The 16,491-nt window shown below is 72.3% G+C and carries 15 protein-coding genes; 6 read left to right on the forward strand and 9 right to left on the reverse strand.

Translation table 11 applies throughout. From position 1 onward, the window contains the following. Nucleotides 1-80: 80 nt before the first annotated feature. Nucleotides 81-1,304, reverse strand: coding sequence for an alginate lyase family protein (locus ACFC0G_RS23860; RefSeq protein WP_376406426.1), 1,224 nt, complete (start codon nucleotides 1,302-1,304; stop codon nucleotides 81-83). A 260-nt stretch (nucleotides 1,305-1,564) separates the two neighbouring features. On the opposite strand from ACFC0G_RS23860, the gene tpx reads away from it, so the two are divergent. Then, on the forward strand, nucleotides 1,565-2,065 hold the full coding sequence (gene tpx, locus ACFC0G_RS23865) for a thiol peroxidase (protein ID WP_376406428.1): 501 nt from the start codon (nucleotides 1,565-1,567) through the stop codon (nucleotides 2,063-2,065). 110 nt (nucleotides 2,066-2,175) lie between these two features. Here the strand turns inward: tpx and ACFC0G_RS23870 are convergent, their stop codons facing one another. After that, complete coding sequence (locus ACFC0G_RS23870) at nucleotides 2,176-2,586, reverse strand: Fur family transcriptional regulator (RefSeq protein ID WP_376406430.1); 411 nt, start codon at nucleotides 2,584-2,586, stop codon at nucleotides 2,176-2,178. Nucleotides 2,587-2,794: 208 nt separating this feature from the next. Between ACFC0G_RS23870 and katG the strand changes: the two genes are divergently transcribed. Then, nucleotides 2,795-5,014 (forward strand): catalase/peroxidase HPI, encoded by a 2,220-nt coding sequence (gene katG, locus ACFC0G_RS23875; protein WP_376406431.1) that lies wholly within the window; start codon nucleotides 2,795-2,797, stop codon nucleotides 5,012-5,014. A gap of 61 nt (nucleotides 5,015-5,075) precedes the next feature. Here the strand turns inward: katG and ACFC0G_RS23880 are convergent, their stop codons facing one another. The 4 genes from ACFC0G_RS23880 to ACFC0G_RS23895 are packed head-to-tail and all read right to left on the reverse strand — an operon-like array spanning nucleotide 5,076 to nucleotide 8,762. After that, a complete protein-coding gene (locus ACFC0G_RS23880) occupies nucleotides 5,076-6,278 on the reverse strand; it encodes an ABC transporter permease (RefSeq protein WP_376406433.1) in 1,203 nt (400 codons plus the stop codon). Then, nucleotides 6,275-7,030, reverse strand: a complete 756-nt coding sequence (locus ACFC0G_RS23885; protein ID WP_376406435.1) for an ABC transporter ATP-binding protein — start codon at nucleotides 7,028-7,030, stop codon at nucleotides 6,275-6,277. Before ACFC0G_RS23885 ends, ACFC0G_RS23880 begins: the two co-directional genes overlap by 4 nt. Next, nucleotides 7,027-8,106 (reverse strand): peptidoglycan-binding protein, encoded by a 1,080-nt coding sequence (locus tag ACFC0G_RS23890; RefSeq protein ID WP_376406438.1) that lies wholly within the window; start codon nucleotides 8,104-8,106, stop codon nucleotides 7,027-7,029. Before ACFC0G_RS23890 ends, ACFC0G_RS23885 begins: the two co-directional genes overlap by 4 nt. Beyond that, the gene (locus ACFC0G_RS23895; protein WP_376406440.1) at nucleotides 8,103-8,762 is read right to left on the reverse strand and encodes a hypothetical protein; all 660 of its coding nucleotides are present in this window, start codon (nucleotides 8,760-8,762) and stop codon (nucleotides 8,103-8,105) included. Before ACFC0G_RS23895 ends, ACFC0G_RS23890 begins: the two co-directional genes overlap by 4 nt. Before the next feature lie 134 nt (nucleotides 8,763-8,896). Here ACFC0G_RS23895 and ACFC0G_RS23900 point away from each other — a divergent pair, with 134 nt between their 5' ends. From ACFC0G_RS23900 to ACFC0G_RS23910, 3 genes are read left to right on the forward strand one after another with little or no spacing between them, the layout of a single operon-like run. Beyond that, nucleotides 8,897-9,592 carry a response regulator transcription factor gene (locus tag ACFC0G_RS23900; RefSeq protein ID WP_376406442.1) on the forward strand — a complete coding sequence of 232 codons (696 nt, stop codon included), beginning with the start codon at nucleotides 8,897-8,899 and terminating at the stop codon, nucleotides 9,590-9,592. Beyond that, on the forward strand, nucleotides 9,589-11,097 hold the full coding sequence (locus tag ACFC0G_RS23905; RefSeq protein WP_376406444.1) for an ATP-binding protein: 1,509 nt from the start codon (nucleotides 9,589-9,591) through the stop codon (nucleotides 11,095-11,097). The genes ACFC0G_RS23900 and ACFC0G_RS23905 overlap by 4 nt, the downstream gene beginning before the upstream one ends. After that, on the forward strand, nucleotides 11,094-11,600 hold the full coding sequence (locus tag ACFC0G_RS23910) for a hypothetical protein (protein WP_376406446.1): 507 nt from the start codon (nucleotides 11,094-11,096) through the stop codon (nucleotides 11,598-11,600). Before ACFC0G_RS23905 ends, ACFC0G_RS23910 begins: the two co-directional genes overlap by 4 nt. Before the next feature lie 58 nt (nucleotides 11,601-11,658). Here ACFC0G_RS23910 and ACFC0G_RS23915 read toward each other — a convergent pair whose 3' ends face one another. The 3 genes from ACFC0G_RS23915 to ACFC0G_RS23925 all read right to left on the reverse strand — a co-directional run bounded on the left by ACFC0G_RS23915 (nucleotide 11,659) and on the right by ACFC0G_RS23925 (nucleotide 14,936). After that, nucleotides 11,659-12,528, reverse strand: a complete 870-nt coding sequence (locus tag ACFC0G_RS23915; RefSeq protein ID WP_376406448.1) for an acetylxylan esterase — start codon at nucleotides 12,526-12,528, stop codon at nucleotides 11,659-11,661. A gap of 275 nt (nucleotides 12,529-12,803) precedes the next feature. Further along, complete coding sequence (gene gap, locus ACFC0G_RS23920; RefSeq protein WP_376406450.1) at nucleotides 12,804-13,799, reverse strand: type I glyceraldehyde-3-phosphate dehydrogenase; 996 nt, start codon at nucleotides 13,797-13,799, stop codon at nucleotides 12,804-12,806. A 180-nt stretch (nucleotides 13,800-13,979) separates the two neighbouring features. Then, nucleotides 13,980-14,936, reverse strand: a complete 957-nt coding sequence (locus ACFC0G_RS23925) for a GlxA family transcriptional regulator (RefSeq protein ID WP_376406452.1) — start codon at nucleotides 14,934-14,936, stop codon at nucleotides 13,980-13,982. 230 nt (nucleotides 14,937-15,166) lie between these two features. Here ACFC0G_RS23925 and ACFC0G_RS23930 point away from each other — a divergent pair, with 230 nt between their 5' ends. Next, nucleotides 15,167-16,489, forward strand: coding sequence for a serine hydrolase domain-containing protein (locus ACFC0G_RS23930; protein ID WP_376406454.1), 1,323 nt, complete (start codon nucleotides 15,167-15,169; stop codon nucleotides 16,487-16,489). Nucleotides 16,490-16,491 lie beyond the last annotated feature (2 nt).

The following is a 16,491-nucleotide window of genomic DNA, read 5'->3' on the forward strand; positions in this document are numbered from 1 at the left end:
GCGCCCGTCGAGCAGCTGTCTGTCGTACTCAGAGACGGGCGCGGGTACTCAGCGCGTACTCAGGGGAATTCGCCGGGTGTTCAGCGGGGGTTGGCGGCGTGGGTGAGGGTGCCCCAGGCGACGAACAGGTTGTTCGTACCCGCCGGGCGGTTGGCCTCGGTGAGCCGCTGCGTGTTCGTCATGGCGTACCCCATGCGGTCGTGCAGCGCGTTGAAGCCGACCTCGGTGACCGGCCCGAGGTGGTCGCGGAGGGTGCCGCCGCAGAGCCAGCCGGGGACCGGCTCGCCGAGCTCGTACTTGGCCTGGAGGCCGAGGGCGTGGCGCAGCCGGTCGGCGACCTCGGGGTAGAGGTCCTGTCCCTGGATGCGGCTCGTCTCGGCGATGTGGGAGATGGCGGCCAGGCCGTACCCGGTGTGGGTGAGGTCGCGGCAGGTCTCCTGGGTGAGCCCGTCGACGAAGGTGGTCTGGCCCTGCCAGTACTTGACGAGCTCGTCGCGGGTGTCGAGGCCGCTGCCCGGCGCCGCCTTCGGGAGGGCGCCGTCGCTCGCGAGGTAGATGTACGCGGGGACGCGGCCGCGGAACTTGCCCACGGCCTTGTCGTAGGCGGCGCGGTCCTCCAGGAAGACGGCGATGCCGATCGCGGCCTCGGTCATGCTGAGCTCCCAGTTGCCGTTGGAGTGGGAGCCGTTGGTCACCTCGGGGAGGTAGACCGTGCGCAGCATCGTCTTGAAGCGGTCGACGCGGGCCTGGGGCCAGGCGGTGGAGGTGTAGCGGATGATCTCGGCGGCGCGCGGCCAGGAGGAGCCCGCCCAGCCGGTCTGCAGGGGCGCGTTGGAGTTGGTGTGGTCCGTGATCACACCGGACCAGGCGTCCATGATCTCGATCGCCTTCCGGGCGTACCGGTCGTCGCGCGTGATGTACCAGGCCAGGGAGAGCGTGTACGCGGCGATGGCGTCCTCGCGCTCGTCGGTGCAGCCGAGGTTCGGGTTGGAGTACGAGCCGCACTCGACGACCGCGCGGGGCTTGGGGACCCGGGACAGCGAGGCGTACTTGCTCGCCATCATCTGGTCGAAGGCGCCCTTCCAGGGCTGCGCCCCGGCGTTGACCTTCTCCCGGGTGAAGTCGAGCTGGCCCCGCGAGACCAGGACACCGGGGTGGACGAAGGTCGTGGGGGCGGCCTCGGCACGGCCGCCGGCGGGGCCGGCGAGCAGCGTGGCGAGGAGGGCGGTGAGCAGCAGGGGGGCGGAGAGCAGCGAACGCCTTCGGATGCGTGCCGTACGGGATTCATCGCGCCATGTGGACAAGGGGTTACCCCTTCTTCATGTATGTGAACGCGGGACGCCTGTCGAGTGGGGAACCTAAAGGTCTGAACCATTGCCGTCAAGGGCGTTCGAGACGTTGGACCGAAACGCTATTCATGTACGTGAATAGCCGGGAGTCCCCCGAGCCGGACGCCGCCGGTCGGCGCTCCCCGGCCCGCCGCCATGGCCCGTGTCATCGGCGCAGGTCCGCACGCCGTACGATTTCCCGCGTTGCCACTCACACCGTCCGAAGGAGATCTCCCATGGCCCAGGTCACGCTGAAGGGCAGCCCCGTCCAGGTCAACGGCGCCCTGCCGGTTCCCGGCAGCCAGGCTCCCGACTTCACGCTCGTCGCCGAGGGGCTGGCGGACAAGACGCTGAAGGACTACGCCGGTCAGCGCAAGGTCCTCAACATCTTCCCCAGCGTCGACACCCCGACGTGCGCCTCCTCCGTCCGCGCCTTCAACAAGAAGGCCGGCGAGCTGGAGAACACGGTGGTGCTCTGCATCTCCGCCGACCTGCCCTTCGCCCAGGCCCGCTTCTGCGGCGCCGAGGGTCTCGAGAACGTCAAGAACCTCTCGACGCTCCGGGGCCGCGAGTTCCACACCAACTACGGTGTGGAGATCGCGGACGGGCCGCTGGCCGGTCTGACCGCGCGCGCCGTCGTCGTCCTCGACGAGAACGACACCGTCCTGCACGCGCAGCTCGTGGGCGAGATCGCCGACGAGCCCGGCTACGACGAGGCCCTCTCGGTCCTCAAGTAGTCGCCGCGCAGTCGCCGCCCGACCGCGGCGCACACGCAGCGGAGGAGCCCCTCCACCGTCCACCGGTGGAGGGGCTCCTCCGCGTTTCCCCTGCGTTCCCTGGCGCCCGCTCAGGCGCAGGCCGGGCAGAGTCCGCGGTACGTCACGTCGGCCTTCGACACGGTGAAGCCGAACCGCTCCGCGGGCGGGAGGACGGCCAGCGGGTCACCCGTCGGGTGGACGTCACGGATGACGCCGCAGCCGGAGCAGACCAGATGCTGGTGCGGCCGGTGCGCGTTCGGGTCGTAACGCTTCGCCCGTCCGTCCGTGGACAGTTCCACCACCTCCCCCAGGGCCACCAGCTCGCCCAGCGTGTTGTAGACCGTCGCCCGCGCGATCTCCGGCAGCCGGACCACGGCCCGGGCGTGCACCTCGTCCGCGGTGAGGTGCACGTGGTCGCCGGCCAGGACCTCCGCGACGACACGCCGCTGGGACGTCATCCGCCAGCCTCGCGCTCGCAGTCGCTCGAGCAGGTCACTCATGTCTACTCACCTCTTCGGCGCGCCAGCCGTCGGACAGTGTTTGGCAGGGTTCTTGACTTGGACTAGGTCCATCGTAGGATCTGTTCTGTTGACGGCCAAGGGGCAGGAAGGCTCCAGCACGGCGGGAGACGGCGACGTGACGGACCATCCCGCGCGTGTCGTCACACTTCCTGAGCACCGTGATTCGCCAGGTCCGGAAGGATTCCGCATGTCTGAGAACCATGAAGCAATCGTCGGAGACGCGCAGGCGGAGGGCAGCGGTGGCTGCCCGGTCGCGCACGGACGCGCCGCGCACCCGACCCAGGGCGGCGGCAACAGCCAGTGGTGGCCGAACCGGCTCAACCTGAAGATCCTGGCCACGAACCCCGCCGTGGGGAACCCGCTCGGCGCGGAGTTCGACTACGCCGAGGCGTTCAACGCCCTCGACCTCGCCGCCGTGAAGCGGGACATCGCCGAGGTGCTCACCACCTCGCAGGACTGGTGGCCCGCCGACTTCGGCCACTACGGCCCGCTCATGATCCGGATGGCCTGGCACAGCGCCGGTACGTACCGCATCAGCGACGGCCGCGGTGGCGCCGGCGCCGGCCAGCAGCGCTTCGCGCCGCTCAACAGCTGGCCGGACAACGGCAACCTTGACAAGGCCCGCCGTCTGCTGTGGCCGGTCAAGAAGAAGTACGGCCAGAACATCTCCTGGGCCGACCTGATGATCCTCACCGGCAACGTCGCCCTGGAGACGATGGGCTTCGAGACCTTCGGCTTCGCCGGCGGGCGCGCCGACGTGTGGGAGGCCGACGAGGACGTCTACTGGGGCCCCGAGACCACCTGGCTCGACGACGAGCGCTACACCGGTGACCGCGAGCTGGAGAACCCGCTCGGCGCTGTCCAGATGGGCCTCATCTACGTCAACCCCGAGGGCCCCAACGGCAACCCGGACCCGGTCGCCGCGGCCCGCGACATCCGCGAGACGTTCCGCCGCATGGCGATGAACGACGAGGAGACCGTCGCGCTCATCGCCGGTGGCCACACCTTCGGCAAGACCCACGGCGCCGGCCCCGCGGAGAACGTCGGGGCCGACCCCGAGGCCGCGCCCCTGGAGGCACAGGGCTTCGGCTGGGCCAACTCCTACGGCACCGGCAAGGGCGCCGACGCGATCACCAGTGGTCTCGAAGTCACCTGGACCACCACTCCCGCGCAGTGGGGCCACGACTTCTTCAAGCACCTCTTCGCGTACGAGTACGAGCTCTCCACGAGCCCGGCCGGTGCGCACCAGTGGGTGGCGAAGAACGCCGAGGCGATCATCCCCGACGCGCACGACGCGTCGAAGAAGCACCTCCCGACGATGCTCACCACCGACCTGTCGCTGCGCTTCGACCCGGCGTACGAGCAGATCTCGCGGCGGTTCTACGAGAACCCGGAGCAGTTCGCGGACGCCTTCGCCCGCGCCTGGTACAAGCTGACGCACCGTGACATGGGTCCGGCCGTCCGCTACCTCGGTCCGGAGGTCCCCTCCGAGGTCCTCCTGTGGCAGGACCCGCTGCCGGCGCGCGAGGGCGAGACGCTCGACGCCGCGGACATCGCCTCCCTCAAGGAGCAGATCCTCGGTTCCGACCTCACGGTCTCCCAGCTGGTCTCCGCGGCCTGGGCCTCGGCCTCCTCCTTCCGTGGCAGCGACAAGCGGGGCGGCGCCAACGGCGGCCGCATCCGCCTGGAGCCGCAGCGCAACTGGGAGGTCAACAACCCGGACGAGCTCGCGCAGGTGCTGCGTACGCTCGAGAGCGTCAAGGCCTCCTTCGACGCCGCGGGCACCAAGAAGGTCTCGATCGCCGACCTGGTCGTGCTCGCGGGCTCCGCGGCCGTCGAGAAGGCGGCCAAGGACGGCGGCTTCGACGTCGAGGTGCCGTTCACCCCGGGCCGCGTGGACGCCGCGCAGGACCAGACGGACGTGGAGTCCTTCGCCGCGCTCGAGCCGCAGGCCGACGGCTTCCGCAACTACCTCGGCAAGGGTAACCGCCTCCCGGCGGAGTACCTGCTGATCGACCGCGCGAACCTGCTGACCCTGAGCGCGCCCGAGCTCACGGTCCTCGTCGGCGGCCTCCGCGTCCTGGGCGCGAACCACCAGCAGTCCGCGCACGGTGTCCTCACCACGACCCCGGGCTCCCTGACGAACGACTTCTTCGTCAACCTGCTCGACATGGGGACGACGTGGACGGCGACGTCCGAGGACGCGACCACGTACGAGGGCCGCGACTCCGCCACCGGCGAGGTCAAGTGGACCGGCACCCGCGCCGACCTGGTCTTCGGCTCCAACAGCGAGCTGCGCGCGCTGGCCGAGGTCTACGCGAGCGACGACGCGAAGGAGAAGTTCGTGCACGACTTCGTGTCGGCGTGGAACAAGGTGATGGACCTGGACCGGTTCGACATCGCCTGATCCACACCGTCCGGTCCTCAGGGCGCGTCCCGGCTCCTTCGGTGCCGGGACGCGCCCGCGTTCAGCTCGCGTTCAGCGCCACCGTCGGGTGCAGGCGCGAGGCGCGGATCGCCGGATAGAGGCCGGCGACCACCCCGATGAGGAGCGTCGCGGCCAGGCCGCCCGCCAGCGACCAGGGCGGGACCACGGCCGTCCAGCCCTGGACCCGGGCGAAGACGTACGTCGCCGACGCCCCGAGCAGCGCGCCCGTCGCGCCGCCCAGCGCCGACAGGAGCAGCGACTCGGTCAGGAACTGGAGCCGGATCGCGTTGCGGGTCGCGCCGAGCGAGCGCCGGAGGCCGATCTCCTGGCGGCGCTCCAGGACGGAGATCACCATGGTGTTGGCGACTCCCACTCCCCCGACCAGGAGGGCCACCGCTCCGAGCCCGAGCATCAGGGTCGTCAGCCCCTCGTCGGTGGCGGCCTTGGCTGCCAGCGCGTCCGAGGGGCGGGACACCTTGACGCCGCCCTCGTCACCCGGGCTGATGGTGCGGGCCAGGACCGCCCGTACGTCCTCCACCGAGGCGTCCGTAGAGCGCTCGAAGACGGTCGAGGGATGGCCGTCGAAGCCGAAGTAGTGCTCGGCGGCGGGGAATCCGACGAGGGCCACCCGGTCCAGGGTGGGGACCAGTTCGAGCGGCGCGAGGATGCCGACGACGACCACGCGCGTGTCGTTCATCATGATCGTCTCGCCGGTGCGGGTGATGCCGAGACGGTCCGCGGCCACCGCGCCCAGGACCGTCACCGGGAGCCGTTCTCGCGCCGGGTCGAGCCACACGCCCTTCGCCACCTCGCCGCCGAGCGCCGACAGCAGGTCGATGCCCGCGGCCTGGGTGGTGACGCCCGCGGTGCGTTCCTCGGGGACGACGTCGCTGCGGCGGACGCGGGCGTCCACGTCTCCGGTGGCCGTGGCGTGCCGCACGGGCCCGATGCGCTCGACCATCGCGACCGCGTTCTTGGGCAGTCTGATCTCCTGTCCCATGGCGTCCTTGCCGGCCTCGGCGGTGAGGAGGTTGGTGCCGAGGCGGTCGAGCCGGGCCATGAGGTCCGCGCGGCTCGACTCGGAGAGTCCGACGACCGCGACCATCGTCGCGATGCCGATGGCGATGCCGAGCGCAGACAGCACCACGCGTGCGCGGCGTGCGCGCAGGCCGACCGCGCCGACGCGGAGGATGTCACCGGGAGAGAGGCGGGAGGGCTTGAGGCCATGGTTCTCGGGCTTCACGAGCGGGCCCCTTCCCCGGCGGATCCGGACCGTGTGTCCGAGACGATCTCGCCGTCCTTGAAGCGGACCCGGCGCGGCAGCGAGTCGGCGATCTCCTGGTCGTGGGTGATCACGCAGATCGTGGTGCCGGAGGCGTTCAGCTCGTGCAGCAACTCCATGACGATCTCGCCGGACGCACTGTCGAGCGCCCCGGTCGGTTCGTCCGCGAGCAGCAGCCGGGGCTCCTTCACCAGGGCGCGGGCGATGGCCACGCGCTGCTTCTCGCCGCCGGACAGTTCGTTGGGCGTGTGGGAGCCGCGGTGGTCGAGACGGACCCTGGCGAGCGCTTCCCGCGCGCGCGTCCGCCGCTCCCTCAGCGGTACGCCCGCGTACAGCAGCCCGTCGGCGACGTTGTCGACGGCGTCGCGCCCCGCCGCCAGGTGGAAGTGCTGGAACACGAAGCCGATGTGCCGGGCGCGCAGGGCGGAGAGCCGGGAGTCGGAGAGCCGGGACACGTCGTACCCGGCGACGCGGACGGTGCCGGTGGTGGGCTTGTCGAGGGTGCCCATGACGTTGAGCATCGTGGACTTGCCGGAGCCGGACGGGCCGACGACGGCGAGCAGTTCGCCCTCCTCGACGGTGAGGTTCACCGCGCGCAGGGCGTGGACGCCGCCGGGGTACGCCTTGCCGGCGTCCCGCAGTTCGATCACGGGAGCACCGCTCGTCCCGGTCGCGGGGGTCGGCGTCGCGCCGGTCGCCGGGGTCGGCGTCATGATGCCGCCACCCCGACCTTCAGGCCTTCGCGCACGTCCGGGCCGCTGACCTCGATCTGTCCGTCGGCGGTCATGCCCGTCTCCACGCGCACGGTCGTCGTGCCCGTCCCCCGGACGATCTGGAGGCCGTAGCCGCCGTTCTCGCCGCGCAGGGCGACGACCGCCTCGACGGGGACGGCGAGGACTCCCCTGCGCGCCTCGCTGACGAACCTCACGCTCGCCGACGCCTTGGCGTCCTCGCCGGTCGCCGCGCCCACTCCGCCGTCCAGGACGACCTCGACGGTGATGCCGTCCTGGGCGCCCGCACCGCCGCCCGCCGCGGACTCCTCGGGGCGCACGGTCCCGGCGACCCGCCCCGCCGCGGTCTTCCCGCTCGGCAGGGTGACCTCGACCTTGGTGCCGCGCGAGGTGAGCGCCCCGTCGGACTGGTCCAGCTGGGCCCGTATGACGGGCTGGGTGGAGGCGATGGTCAGGACGGGGCCGTTCGGGGCGACCTGGTCGGCGAGGGCCGCGTCGGCGGAGACCACCTTGACCTTGCCGGGCTGGAAGACGACGTCGCCCTTCCCGACCCTGCCGGTCGGCTCGCGGTTCAGGGACTTCTGCCACTGCTTGACGGCGGCCTCGGTGTCCTTGCCGTACCGCGTGTCGACGTACAGGCCGGCCCCCCAGCCGAGGTCGCGGAGGTTGCGCTCCAGTTGGAGGACGTCGCTGCCCCGGTCGCCCGTCTTCATCTCGCGGAACATGGGGACCGGTCCGTAGAGCAGGGTGACGGGCTTGTCGTTCAGCTCGTACAGGGCCTGCCCCATGGTCAGCGTCTTCCCTTCGGGGGCGGCCACGGTGACGGTGCCCTCGACGGCGGACTTGACGGTCCGGCGCTGTGCGAAGTCGAGCGTGCCGTCGACCGTCTTGGACCGGACGAGGTCGGTGCGGACGACGGTCGCGGTGGCGGGCGGCAGGTCGCCGCTCTTGCCGGACGTGCCGGTCTCGCCGCCGCGGTCGAGGACGAGGACGCCCCCGGTGACCGCGGCGGCGACGGTCGTCGCGCCGAGCGCAAGAAGGGCCGAGCGGCGCCTCACTGCATCCCGTCCAGACCGTCGAGCAGCTTCGTCTTGCACGCCTCGCGGGCCTGCTTGTACGCCGGCGAGTGCGTGTCGATGGTCGGCGAGGCGGGGTTGGGGTCGCCGCCCGGCTGGGCGTTGCCGCCGCTCATGGTCGGGTTGGTGAAGCGGGAGACGCCGTTGTCGCGCATGCACTTGGCGTGCGCGAGCATCGACTCGTAGTCCTTCTGCTGGTCGCGCTTGGGCTCGGCCTGCATGGCCCGCTGGAGTTCGGGGGCGCAGACGCCGTTCTTCCCGCCCTTGGCGGCCTCGTTCTGGCCGGGCCGGGACGAGATCTCCTCGATCTTCGACCAGTCGAGGTGCCCGCTGAGCTTCGGGTCCGGGTAGTCCTTGTAGCCGCCCTTGGTGCGCATGCACCGGACGTACGTCAGCTGGGCGTCGTAGAAGGCGCTCTTCCCGGCGGGCGCGGTGCTCGGGGCGCTGCCGCCGCCGTCGGCCGAGGCGGACCGCGAGGCGGACGGGGTCTCCGGCACGGAGGCGATCTCGTCGTTCTTCTCCGCGCCGCCGGCATTGTCGCCGCCGCCGCAGGCCGCCGTGAAGGCGAGGACGGGGAGCGCGGCGAGCGCGGTGAGGCGCAGCCGGGCCGTGGCACGGGAGGTCGTGGTGGGCTTCATGGGCTCCACCCTCGCCATGGCACGTGATGACCTGTCCATGGCCACATGATGAGAACGTAACAATGCCCCGGACCTGCGGATCCGTCGCCTCCCCGGGCGCCTGATCGGCGATCGGGATGCCCATAATCGTTCCCATGCCGCATGTACTGCTCATCGAGGACGACGCGTCCGTACGGGACGGAATGGAGCTCGTGCTGCGCCGGCACGGGTACGCCGTCGACACGGCGGCCACGGGCGAGCAGGCGCTCGCCCTGCTGGACGGCCCGGGCGGTGCGAAGGTCGAGCTGGCCGTGCTCGACCTGATGCTGCCGGGCATGGACGGCTTCGAGGTGTGCCGCCGGATCCGTGCCCGGACCACGACCCTGCCGGTCATCATGCTGACCGCGCGCGGCGACGACCGGGACATCGTGACGGGCCTGGAGGCGGGCGCCGACGACTACGTGGTCAAGCCGGTCACCGCGCCCGTCCTCGAAGCCCGTATCCGGGCCGCGCTGCGGCGGGCGGAGCCCTCCGGTCCCGTGCGGGGAGCGGAGAGCGACCCCGCCGGACTGGTCATCGACCGCGCGGGCCTGACCGTCACCAAGCACGGCGTCCCGATCGCGCTGCCGCCCACGGAGCTCCGGCTGCTCCTGGAGCTGTCGGCCTCCCCCGGCCGGGTCTTCAGCCGCGAGCAGCTCCTCGCGTCCGTCTGGGACCACACGTTCCTGGGCGACTCCCGGCTGGTGGACGCGGCGGTCGGGCGGCTGCGGGCCAAGCTGGAGGACGTACCGGCGAAGCCGCGGTACGTGCAGACGGTGCGGGGCTTCGGCTACCGCTTCGGGCCGCTGTGAGGCGACGGTCCGGGCGGTCGCGGGGCGGCCGGCTCGTCGGCGGGCTGCGTACCCGGCTCGTCGTCGCCTTCGTCGTCGTCGCGCTCGTCAGCGCCGTGACCGCGACCGCGCTCGCCTACCGGGACGCGCGGACCGCCGTTCTCCAGCGCACCCAGAACGCCGCCGTGAACGACCTGCGGGAGCGGGTCACCGCGGTCGCCGCCGACTTCGACGTCCCGCCCGACCAGCGCTCTCTGTCCCGCTTCGCGGCGAAGGTCTCGGACGGCATCGGCGCCCGCATCGTGGTCGCCCGCTACCAGGACCTCGTGGCCGTCTCCGACTCGCTCGCCGACACGGACGGCCGGATCACCGCCGAACTGCGCACCGCCGTGCGCACCGGGACCGGGGCCCGCTTCCAGCGGGTGATGTGGCGGGGCGAGCCCTATCTGGTCGTCGGCATGCCCGTGACGTACGCCGACGGAGACCGCAGGACCTCGGGCCTCGAGGTCTTCGCGATCACCGATCTGCGGGCCGAGCGCGACGACACCGCCGCCCTGCTCGACTCCGTGCGGTCGGGCGTCCTGCCGGTGGTGCTGCTCGCCGCCGTGCTGGCGCTGCTCGCCGCACGGACGGTGCTGCGTCCCGTGCGGGAGCTGGGGCGGGCAACGCGGGAGCTCGCGGCCGGGGATCTAGGCAGCCGGGTCGCCGTCACCGGGCACGACGAACTCGCCGACCTGGCGAGGACGTTCAACGACACCGCCGACGCGCTCCAGGCCTCCGACGCCGAGCTGCGCGAGCAGGAGGCGAAGGCGCGCCGCTTCGTGGCGGACGTGTCGCACGAGCTGCGCACGCCCCTCGCGGCGATGACGATGGTGGCGACGGTCCTCGAGGAGGACGCCGACCAGCTGCCGCCGGACGCGGCGCGCGCGGCCCGTACGGTCGGCGCGGAGACGGCCCGGCTGGCGCGGCTCGTCGAGGATCTGATGGAGATCTCCCGTTTCGACGCGGGCGCGGTGCGGCTGAACGCGGCCGAGACGGACCTCGCCGAGGCCGTACGGGCGTCGCTGGCGCTGCGCGGCTGGACGGACCGGGTGCGGACGGAGCTCGCCGAGGGCGTGCGGGCGAGCGTCGACCGGCGCCGCGTCGACGTGATCGTCGCGAATCTCGTGGGGAACGCGCTGCGGCACGGGGCCCCGCCGGTCACCGTGACGCTCGGGACGGCCGTCGCCGAGGACGGGGAGTGCGTCACGCTGGCGGTCGCCGATCACGGTCCGGGGCTGCCGCCGGGGGCCGGGGACCGGGTCTTCGACCGCTTCTACAAGGCGGACGCGGCCCGCACGCGCGGCGCGGCCGACGCCGGCGGACAGGGCAGCGGCCTCGGCACGGCGATCGCGCTGGAGAACGCGCGGCTGCACGGCGGCACGATCGACGCGGCCGACGGGCCGGGTGGCGGCGCGGTGTTCACGCTGCGCCTGCCCCTGCGGCGGCGCACGGGCGAGCGACGTACCGGAGAGGAAGCGGAGTGAGGATCCCTCAGGGAGCCGCGGTCGCCGTGCTGGCGACGGCGGGGTTCGCCCTCGTCGGCTGCGGTGTCCAGCCGACCGGGGTGATCGGCGCGGGCGAGCCGGCGTCGGGGCTGACGCGCGGGATGCGGCTGTACTACGCCTCGGACAGCGGTCTGCGCGGGGTGCCGCTGCTCGACCGGGAGCTGAAGGACCTCAACTCCGTGATGAAGCTCCTCGCCCAGGGCCCCGGGCCCGCCGAGCAGCGCGACGGGCTCACCTCGCTGGTCCAGGAGCTGGGCGGCTACACGGTGAGCGGGACGGGTGCCCGCGTCACGATCCGCATGGACGGCGCGTATCCGCTGTCGGGGCACGACCAGGGCACGGGGCAGCTGGTGTGCACGCTGGCACGCGCCCAGTCCGTCCTCGACCCGAAGGTCAGTGCGGACGACGTCGAGGTCACCGTGCGGGCGGCCGAGGGGGCGGTGCTGGGCCCGTACCGGTGTGCGGAGTTCCTCGACGGGTGAGACCCGCCCCGGGAGGGACGGGTCTCACGAGCGGTCCACGTCGGCACGCGGCTCCGCGTCAGGCCGTGGGACCGGGTATCTGCAGGGCCTTGGTGTTGCGTTCCCAGCCGGACCAGAGGTCGTCGTCCACGCAGTAGCCGCAGCCGGGGCCGAAGAACATGCCCCGGGCCTGCTCGTCGCCCATGAGCCAGAAGCGCAGCCAGGCGGTGGTCGGGGCCCGGAAGTCGCCGCCGTCGCCGATGGAGCTGAGGTGACCGGCGCCGCGGACCTCGCCGTAGACGGCGGGGACGTGGGAGGAGTCCCGGTAGAACGCCTTCACGAGGGCGGGCCACACCGTCAGGTCCCGCTGACCGGCCAGGTAGAAGACGGGTTCGTCCATCAGGTCGGCGCTGGCGAGGGGACCCGGCTGGATGGGCACGGCGGTGTCGACGCGCGGGTCGATCGCGGCGTTGATCGCCGCCGCGCCGCCCTGCGAGTGCCCGGCGGAGCCGATGTGTTCGAGGTCGACCTTCCCGTAGAACGGGCTGCCGCTGTCCGCGTTCCACCGCTCCAGGACGTCGATCCCGGAACGCATGGTGATCGCGAAGTTCGAGGTGGGGGTGTTGGCGGCGGCGACGATGAAGCCCTGGCTCGCCCAGTGCCGCAGCAGCGAGCTGTAGATCCCGGGCACGGCCCCGGTGCCGTTGCCCCAGATGACGACCGGGTGGCGCTCTCCCGACTGCCCCATGTTCCGCGGGTAGTAGAAGGTGTGCACGACGCCGATGTCGACGTTCACCTCGTACGGGCCGGGCTGGCCCCAGTCGGTGCCGAGCGACGCGATCCTGCCCGTCGGTGCCTCCGCCGCGCCGGCGGTGCCCGGCGTGGCGACGGCCGCGAGCACGACGGCGAGGAGGGCGCTGCCGAGCGTCCGGCTGAATCTCCCTGACATAGGAACTCCTTCATGGGTACGGCGCGTTGCGCGTCCTCGCAATCGCGGCCAGTGCCCATGGTCGGGCTCGCCGACACGGGTGTCTCCCGGCAGGAGCCCAGTGCTGTCGGGGCGGGATTGGGCGTCTGCCCAATCAAGCGAGCGGGACCCGCACCGCAACGCACCACACATGGCGGAGCGCTCCGGCCGGGCGTCCTCTACGGGACGGCCGGGCCGGAGCGCTCTCAGGGGGGGGCCGGGCAGGTGTGCGGGCCTGCCGGGCCGGTGGCTTGTGGTCAGCCGGCGAGGAGTTCGAGCGAGTCGATCACACGGTTCGAGAAGCCCCACTCGTTGTCGTACCAGGCGACGACCTTGATGTGGCGGCCTTCGACACGGGTCAGGGCCGAGTCGAAGATCGACGAGTGCGGGTTGCCCACGATGTCGGCGGAGACCAGCGCGTCCTCCGAGTACTCCAGGACGCCGGCGAGCGGGCCCTCGGCCGCGGCGCGGTACGCCGCCAGGACGTCCTCGCGGGTCACGTCGCGGGCGACGGTCGTGTTGAGCTCGACGATCGAGCCGACGGGGACCGGTACGCGGATCGAGTCGCCCGACAGCTTGCCGTCGAGGTTCGGCAGCACGTGGCCGATGGCCTTGGCGGCACCGGTCGTCGTCGGCACGATGTTGACGGCGGCGGCGCGGGCACGGCGGGCGTCGCGGTGCGGGCCGTCCAGGAGGTTCTGCTCCTGCGTGTAGGCGTGGACCGTCGTCATGAAGCCGTGCTCGATGCCGGCGAGCTCGTCGAGGACCGCGGCCAGCGGGGCGAGCGCGTTGGTCGTGCACGAGGCGTTCGAGACGATCGTGTGCAGCTCGGGGTCGTACGCGTCGGTGTTGACGCCGTACGCGAGCGTGACGTCGGCACCGTCCGCCGGGGCGCTGACGAGGACCTTCTTCGCACCCGCGTCGAGGTGGGCGCGGGCGGCCTTGGCCGAGGTGAAGCGGCCGGTCGACTCGAGCACGATGTCGACGCCCAGCTCGGCCCACGGCAGCTGCGCCGGCTCGCGCTCGGCCAGGACCTGGATGCGGCGGCCGTCGACGACGAGCGTGTTGCCCTCGACGGTCACGGGACGGCCGAGGCGGCCCGAGGTGGTGTCGTAGGCGAGCAGCCGCGCGAGGGCGGCCGGCTCGGTGAGGTCGTTGACGGCGACGACCTCGAGGTCGCTGTCGCGCTCCAGGAGTGCGCGCAGCACGTTCCGTCCGATGCGGCCGAATCCGTTGATCGCGATGCGAGTCATGAGCGGTGTCCCTTCCGTTCCGTTCCGTTGCGCTTCAGACTCGCGTACGAAATCCGCCCGTGACAGCGGCGTGATCGCCACGGTCCGCAAGGATCGCGCCAGCCGTATGCCAGACGGGTGCCCGGCGCGCGCCAGGCAGGGGGAAAGGGGCGTGCCACGCGAGGGAAAAGGGGGGGGGCGTTACTCGCCCTGGGCGAACGTCCGCCGGTACTCGCTGGGCGTGGTGCCGAGGATGTGCTGGAAGTGCAGCCGCAGATTCGCTCCGGTGCCGAGGCCGACGTCGGCGGCTATCTGCTCGACGCCCCGCCCGGACCGTTCGAGCAGCTCGCGGGCCATGTCGATGCGGGCGCGCATCACCCACTGCATGGGCGTGTACCCGGTGTCCTCGACGAACCGGCGGGAGAGCGTCCGCGCCGACACCGCCGCGTGCCGGGCGAGGATCTCCAGGGTGAGGGGCTCGCCGAGCCGGTGCAGCGCCCATTCGCGGGTGGCGGCGAACCGTTCGCCGAGGGCTTCGGGCACGCTGCGCGGTACGTACTGCGCCTGGCCGCCGCTGCGGTACGGGGCCGCGACGAGGCGGCGGGCCGCGTGGTTCGAGGCGGCCACGCCGAGGTCGCCGCGCAGGATGTGCAGGCACAGGTCGATGCCGGAGGCGGCGCCGGCCGACGTCAGGACGCTGCCCTCGTCGACGAACAGGACGTTCTCGTCGACCCGGACGAGCGGCCGTTTCGCCGCGAGCGCCCGCGCGTAGTGCCAGTGCGTGGTGGCGCGCTTGCCGTCGAGGAGACCCGTGGCGGCGAGCGCGAACGCGCCGGTCGAGATGGCGGCCAGCCGGGCGCCCCGGTCGTGGGCGGCGATCAGCGCGTCGACGACGGCCTGCGGCGGGTCCTCGCGGTCGGGGAACCGGTAGCCGGGGACGAAGACGATGTCGGCCCAGGCGAGGGCGTCGAGGCCGTGGGCGACGTGGTACGACAGTCCGTCCCCGCCCGCGACGGGTCCGGGCGCCGCGCCGCAGACCCGTACCTCGTACGGCATGCTCGCGCGGGTCGTGAACACCTGCGCCGGGATGCCGACGTCGAGCGGCTTCGCGCCTTCGAGGACGAGGACGGCTACGCGGTGGAGGCGGGAAACGGGCACGTGAACGAGGGTACGCGGCCCCTTGGGCCGTCGGCGTTCCGCGTACCAGGAACAGCGCACTCCAGAACTCGTCCCCCGTGTCAGGAACCACTCTCGCGCGTTGGCACTCATGATCCTTGGGCGTCGGGGGTCGCACCGGTCACGGTGGCGCGTCCCCGGGCCCTCGGCCCACCGCTGCCGTGGGCCGTGCCGAACGATCCGGACGCACCGGAAGAAGCCGAGGAACCACTGTGCCCCTGCCGTCCCACCGCCGCCGCCTGGCCGTGAGCGCCACCCTGATCGCCGCGCTCGCCGCGGGAGTCGCCCCGGCCACCAGCGCCTTCGCCGCGCCCGCAGCCCCCGCAGCCCCCGCGGCTCCCGTGGCTCCCTCGGCTCTCGCGGCTCTCGCCGCCAAGGCCGCGACCTCCACCGCCCCGACTCCCACCCCCGACATGGAGGGTGTGACCGCCGCGCTGAACTCGGCGATGGCCAACGGGGCGCCGGGCGCCATGGCCCGGTACGCCGGTCCCGACGGGGTCCGGACGCGGACCGTCGGCGTGCGGGACCGCGTCTCGGGTGCGGCCATGGACACCCGGGCCCGCTTCCGGATCGGCAGCGTCAGCAAGACGTTCTCGACGGTCGTCCTCCTCCAGCTGGTGCAGGAGGGGAAGCTGGCGCTCGACGCGCCCGTCGACGACTACCTGCCCGGGCTGCTCCCCGACGGCCGCATCACGGTCCGGCACCTGCTCACGCACCGCAGCGGTCTCGCCGACTACACGGACGACATGTTCAACAACACCGTGCCCGGCTTCGAGGCCGTGCGGAACCGGGTGTTCAGCTACCAGGAGCTCGTCGACCTCTCCCTGGCCCTGCCCCGGACCACCGAGCCCGGTGTGGCGTACAAGTACTCGAACGCCAACTTCGTGGTGGTCGGCATGCTGATCGAGAAGGCGACGGGCCGGCCGGTGGCCGAGGCGTACGAGCGCCGCATCTTCAAGCCGCTGAAGCTGCGCGACACCTCGTACGTGCACCCCGACACGCGCATCGAGGGGCTGCACGTCCGCGGGTACCTGCACCCCGACGAGGAGGGTGGCGCGCTCGTGGACTCCACGGAGCAGACCGTGTCGTGGGCGCAGTCCGCCGGGGCCGTCATCTCCAGCCCCGGCGATCTGAACACCTTCACCAGCGCCCTCATGCGCGGCAGGCTCCTGTCGCCGGCCATGCTGGAGGCGATGACGACGGTGACGCCGACGGACACCACCGACACCCGTTTCTACGGGCTCGGGCTGCGGCGGTACGACCTCTCGTGCGGCACGCAGATCTTCGGCCACACCGGGACCGTGCAGGGCTTCTACACGTACGCGTTCTCGACGCGTGACGGCAGGCGCAGCCTCTCGGCGGTGGCGAACACCTCGAACCACGGCTCCGCGAACACGGCGCTCGGCGGAACGCTGGAGGCGGCGTTCTGCGGCAAGAAGCCGGCGGCCGCCCCGTCGTCGCGCGCCGCCGCCTCGCCGGCGGACGCCGGCCTGACGCAGCTCCCGGCGGAACGGGACCTGCCCGAGCGCCACTGAGC

The sequence above is a fragment of the Streptomyces sp. NPDC056169 genome, from assembly GCF_042268445.1.
In the GTDB taxonomy this organism is placed as follows: Bacteria; Actinomycetota; Actinomycetes; order Streptomycetales; family Streptomycetaceae; genus Streptomyces.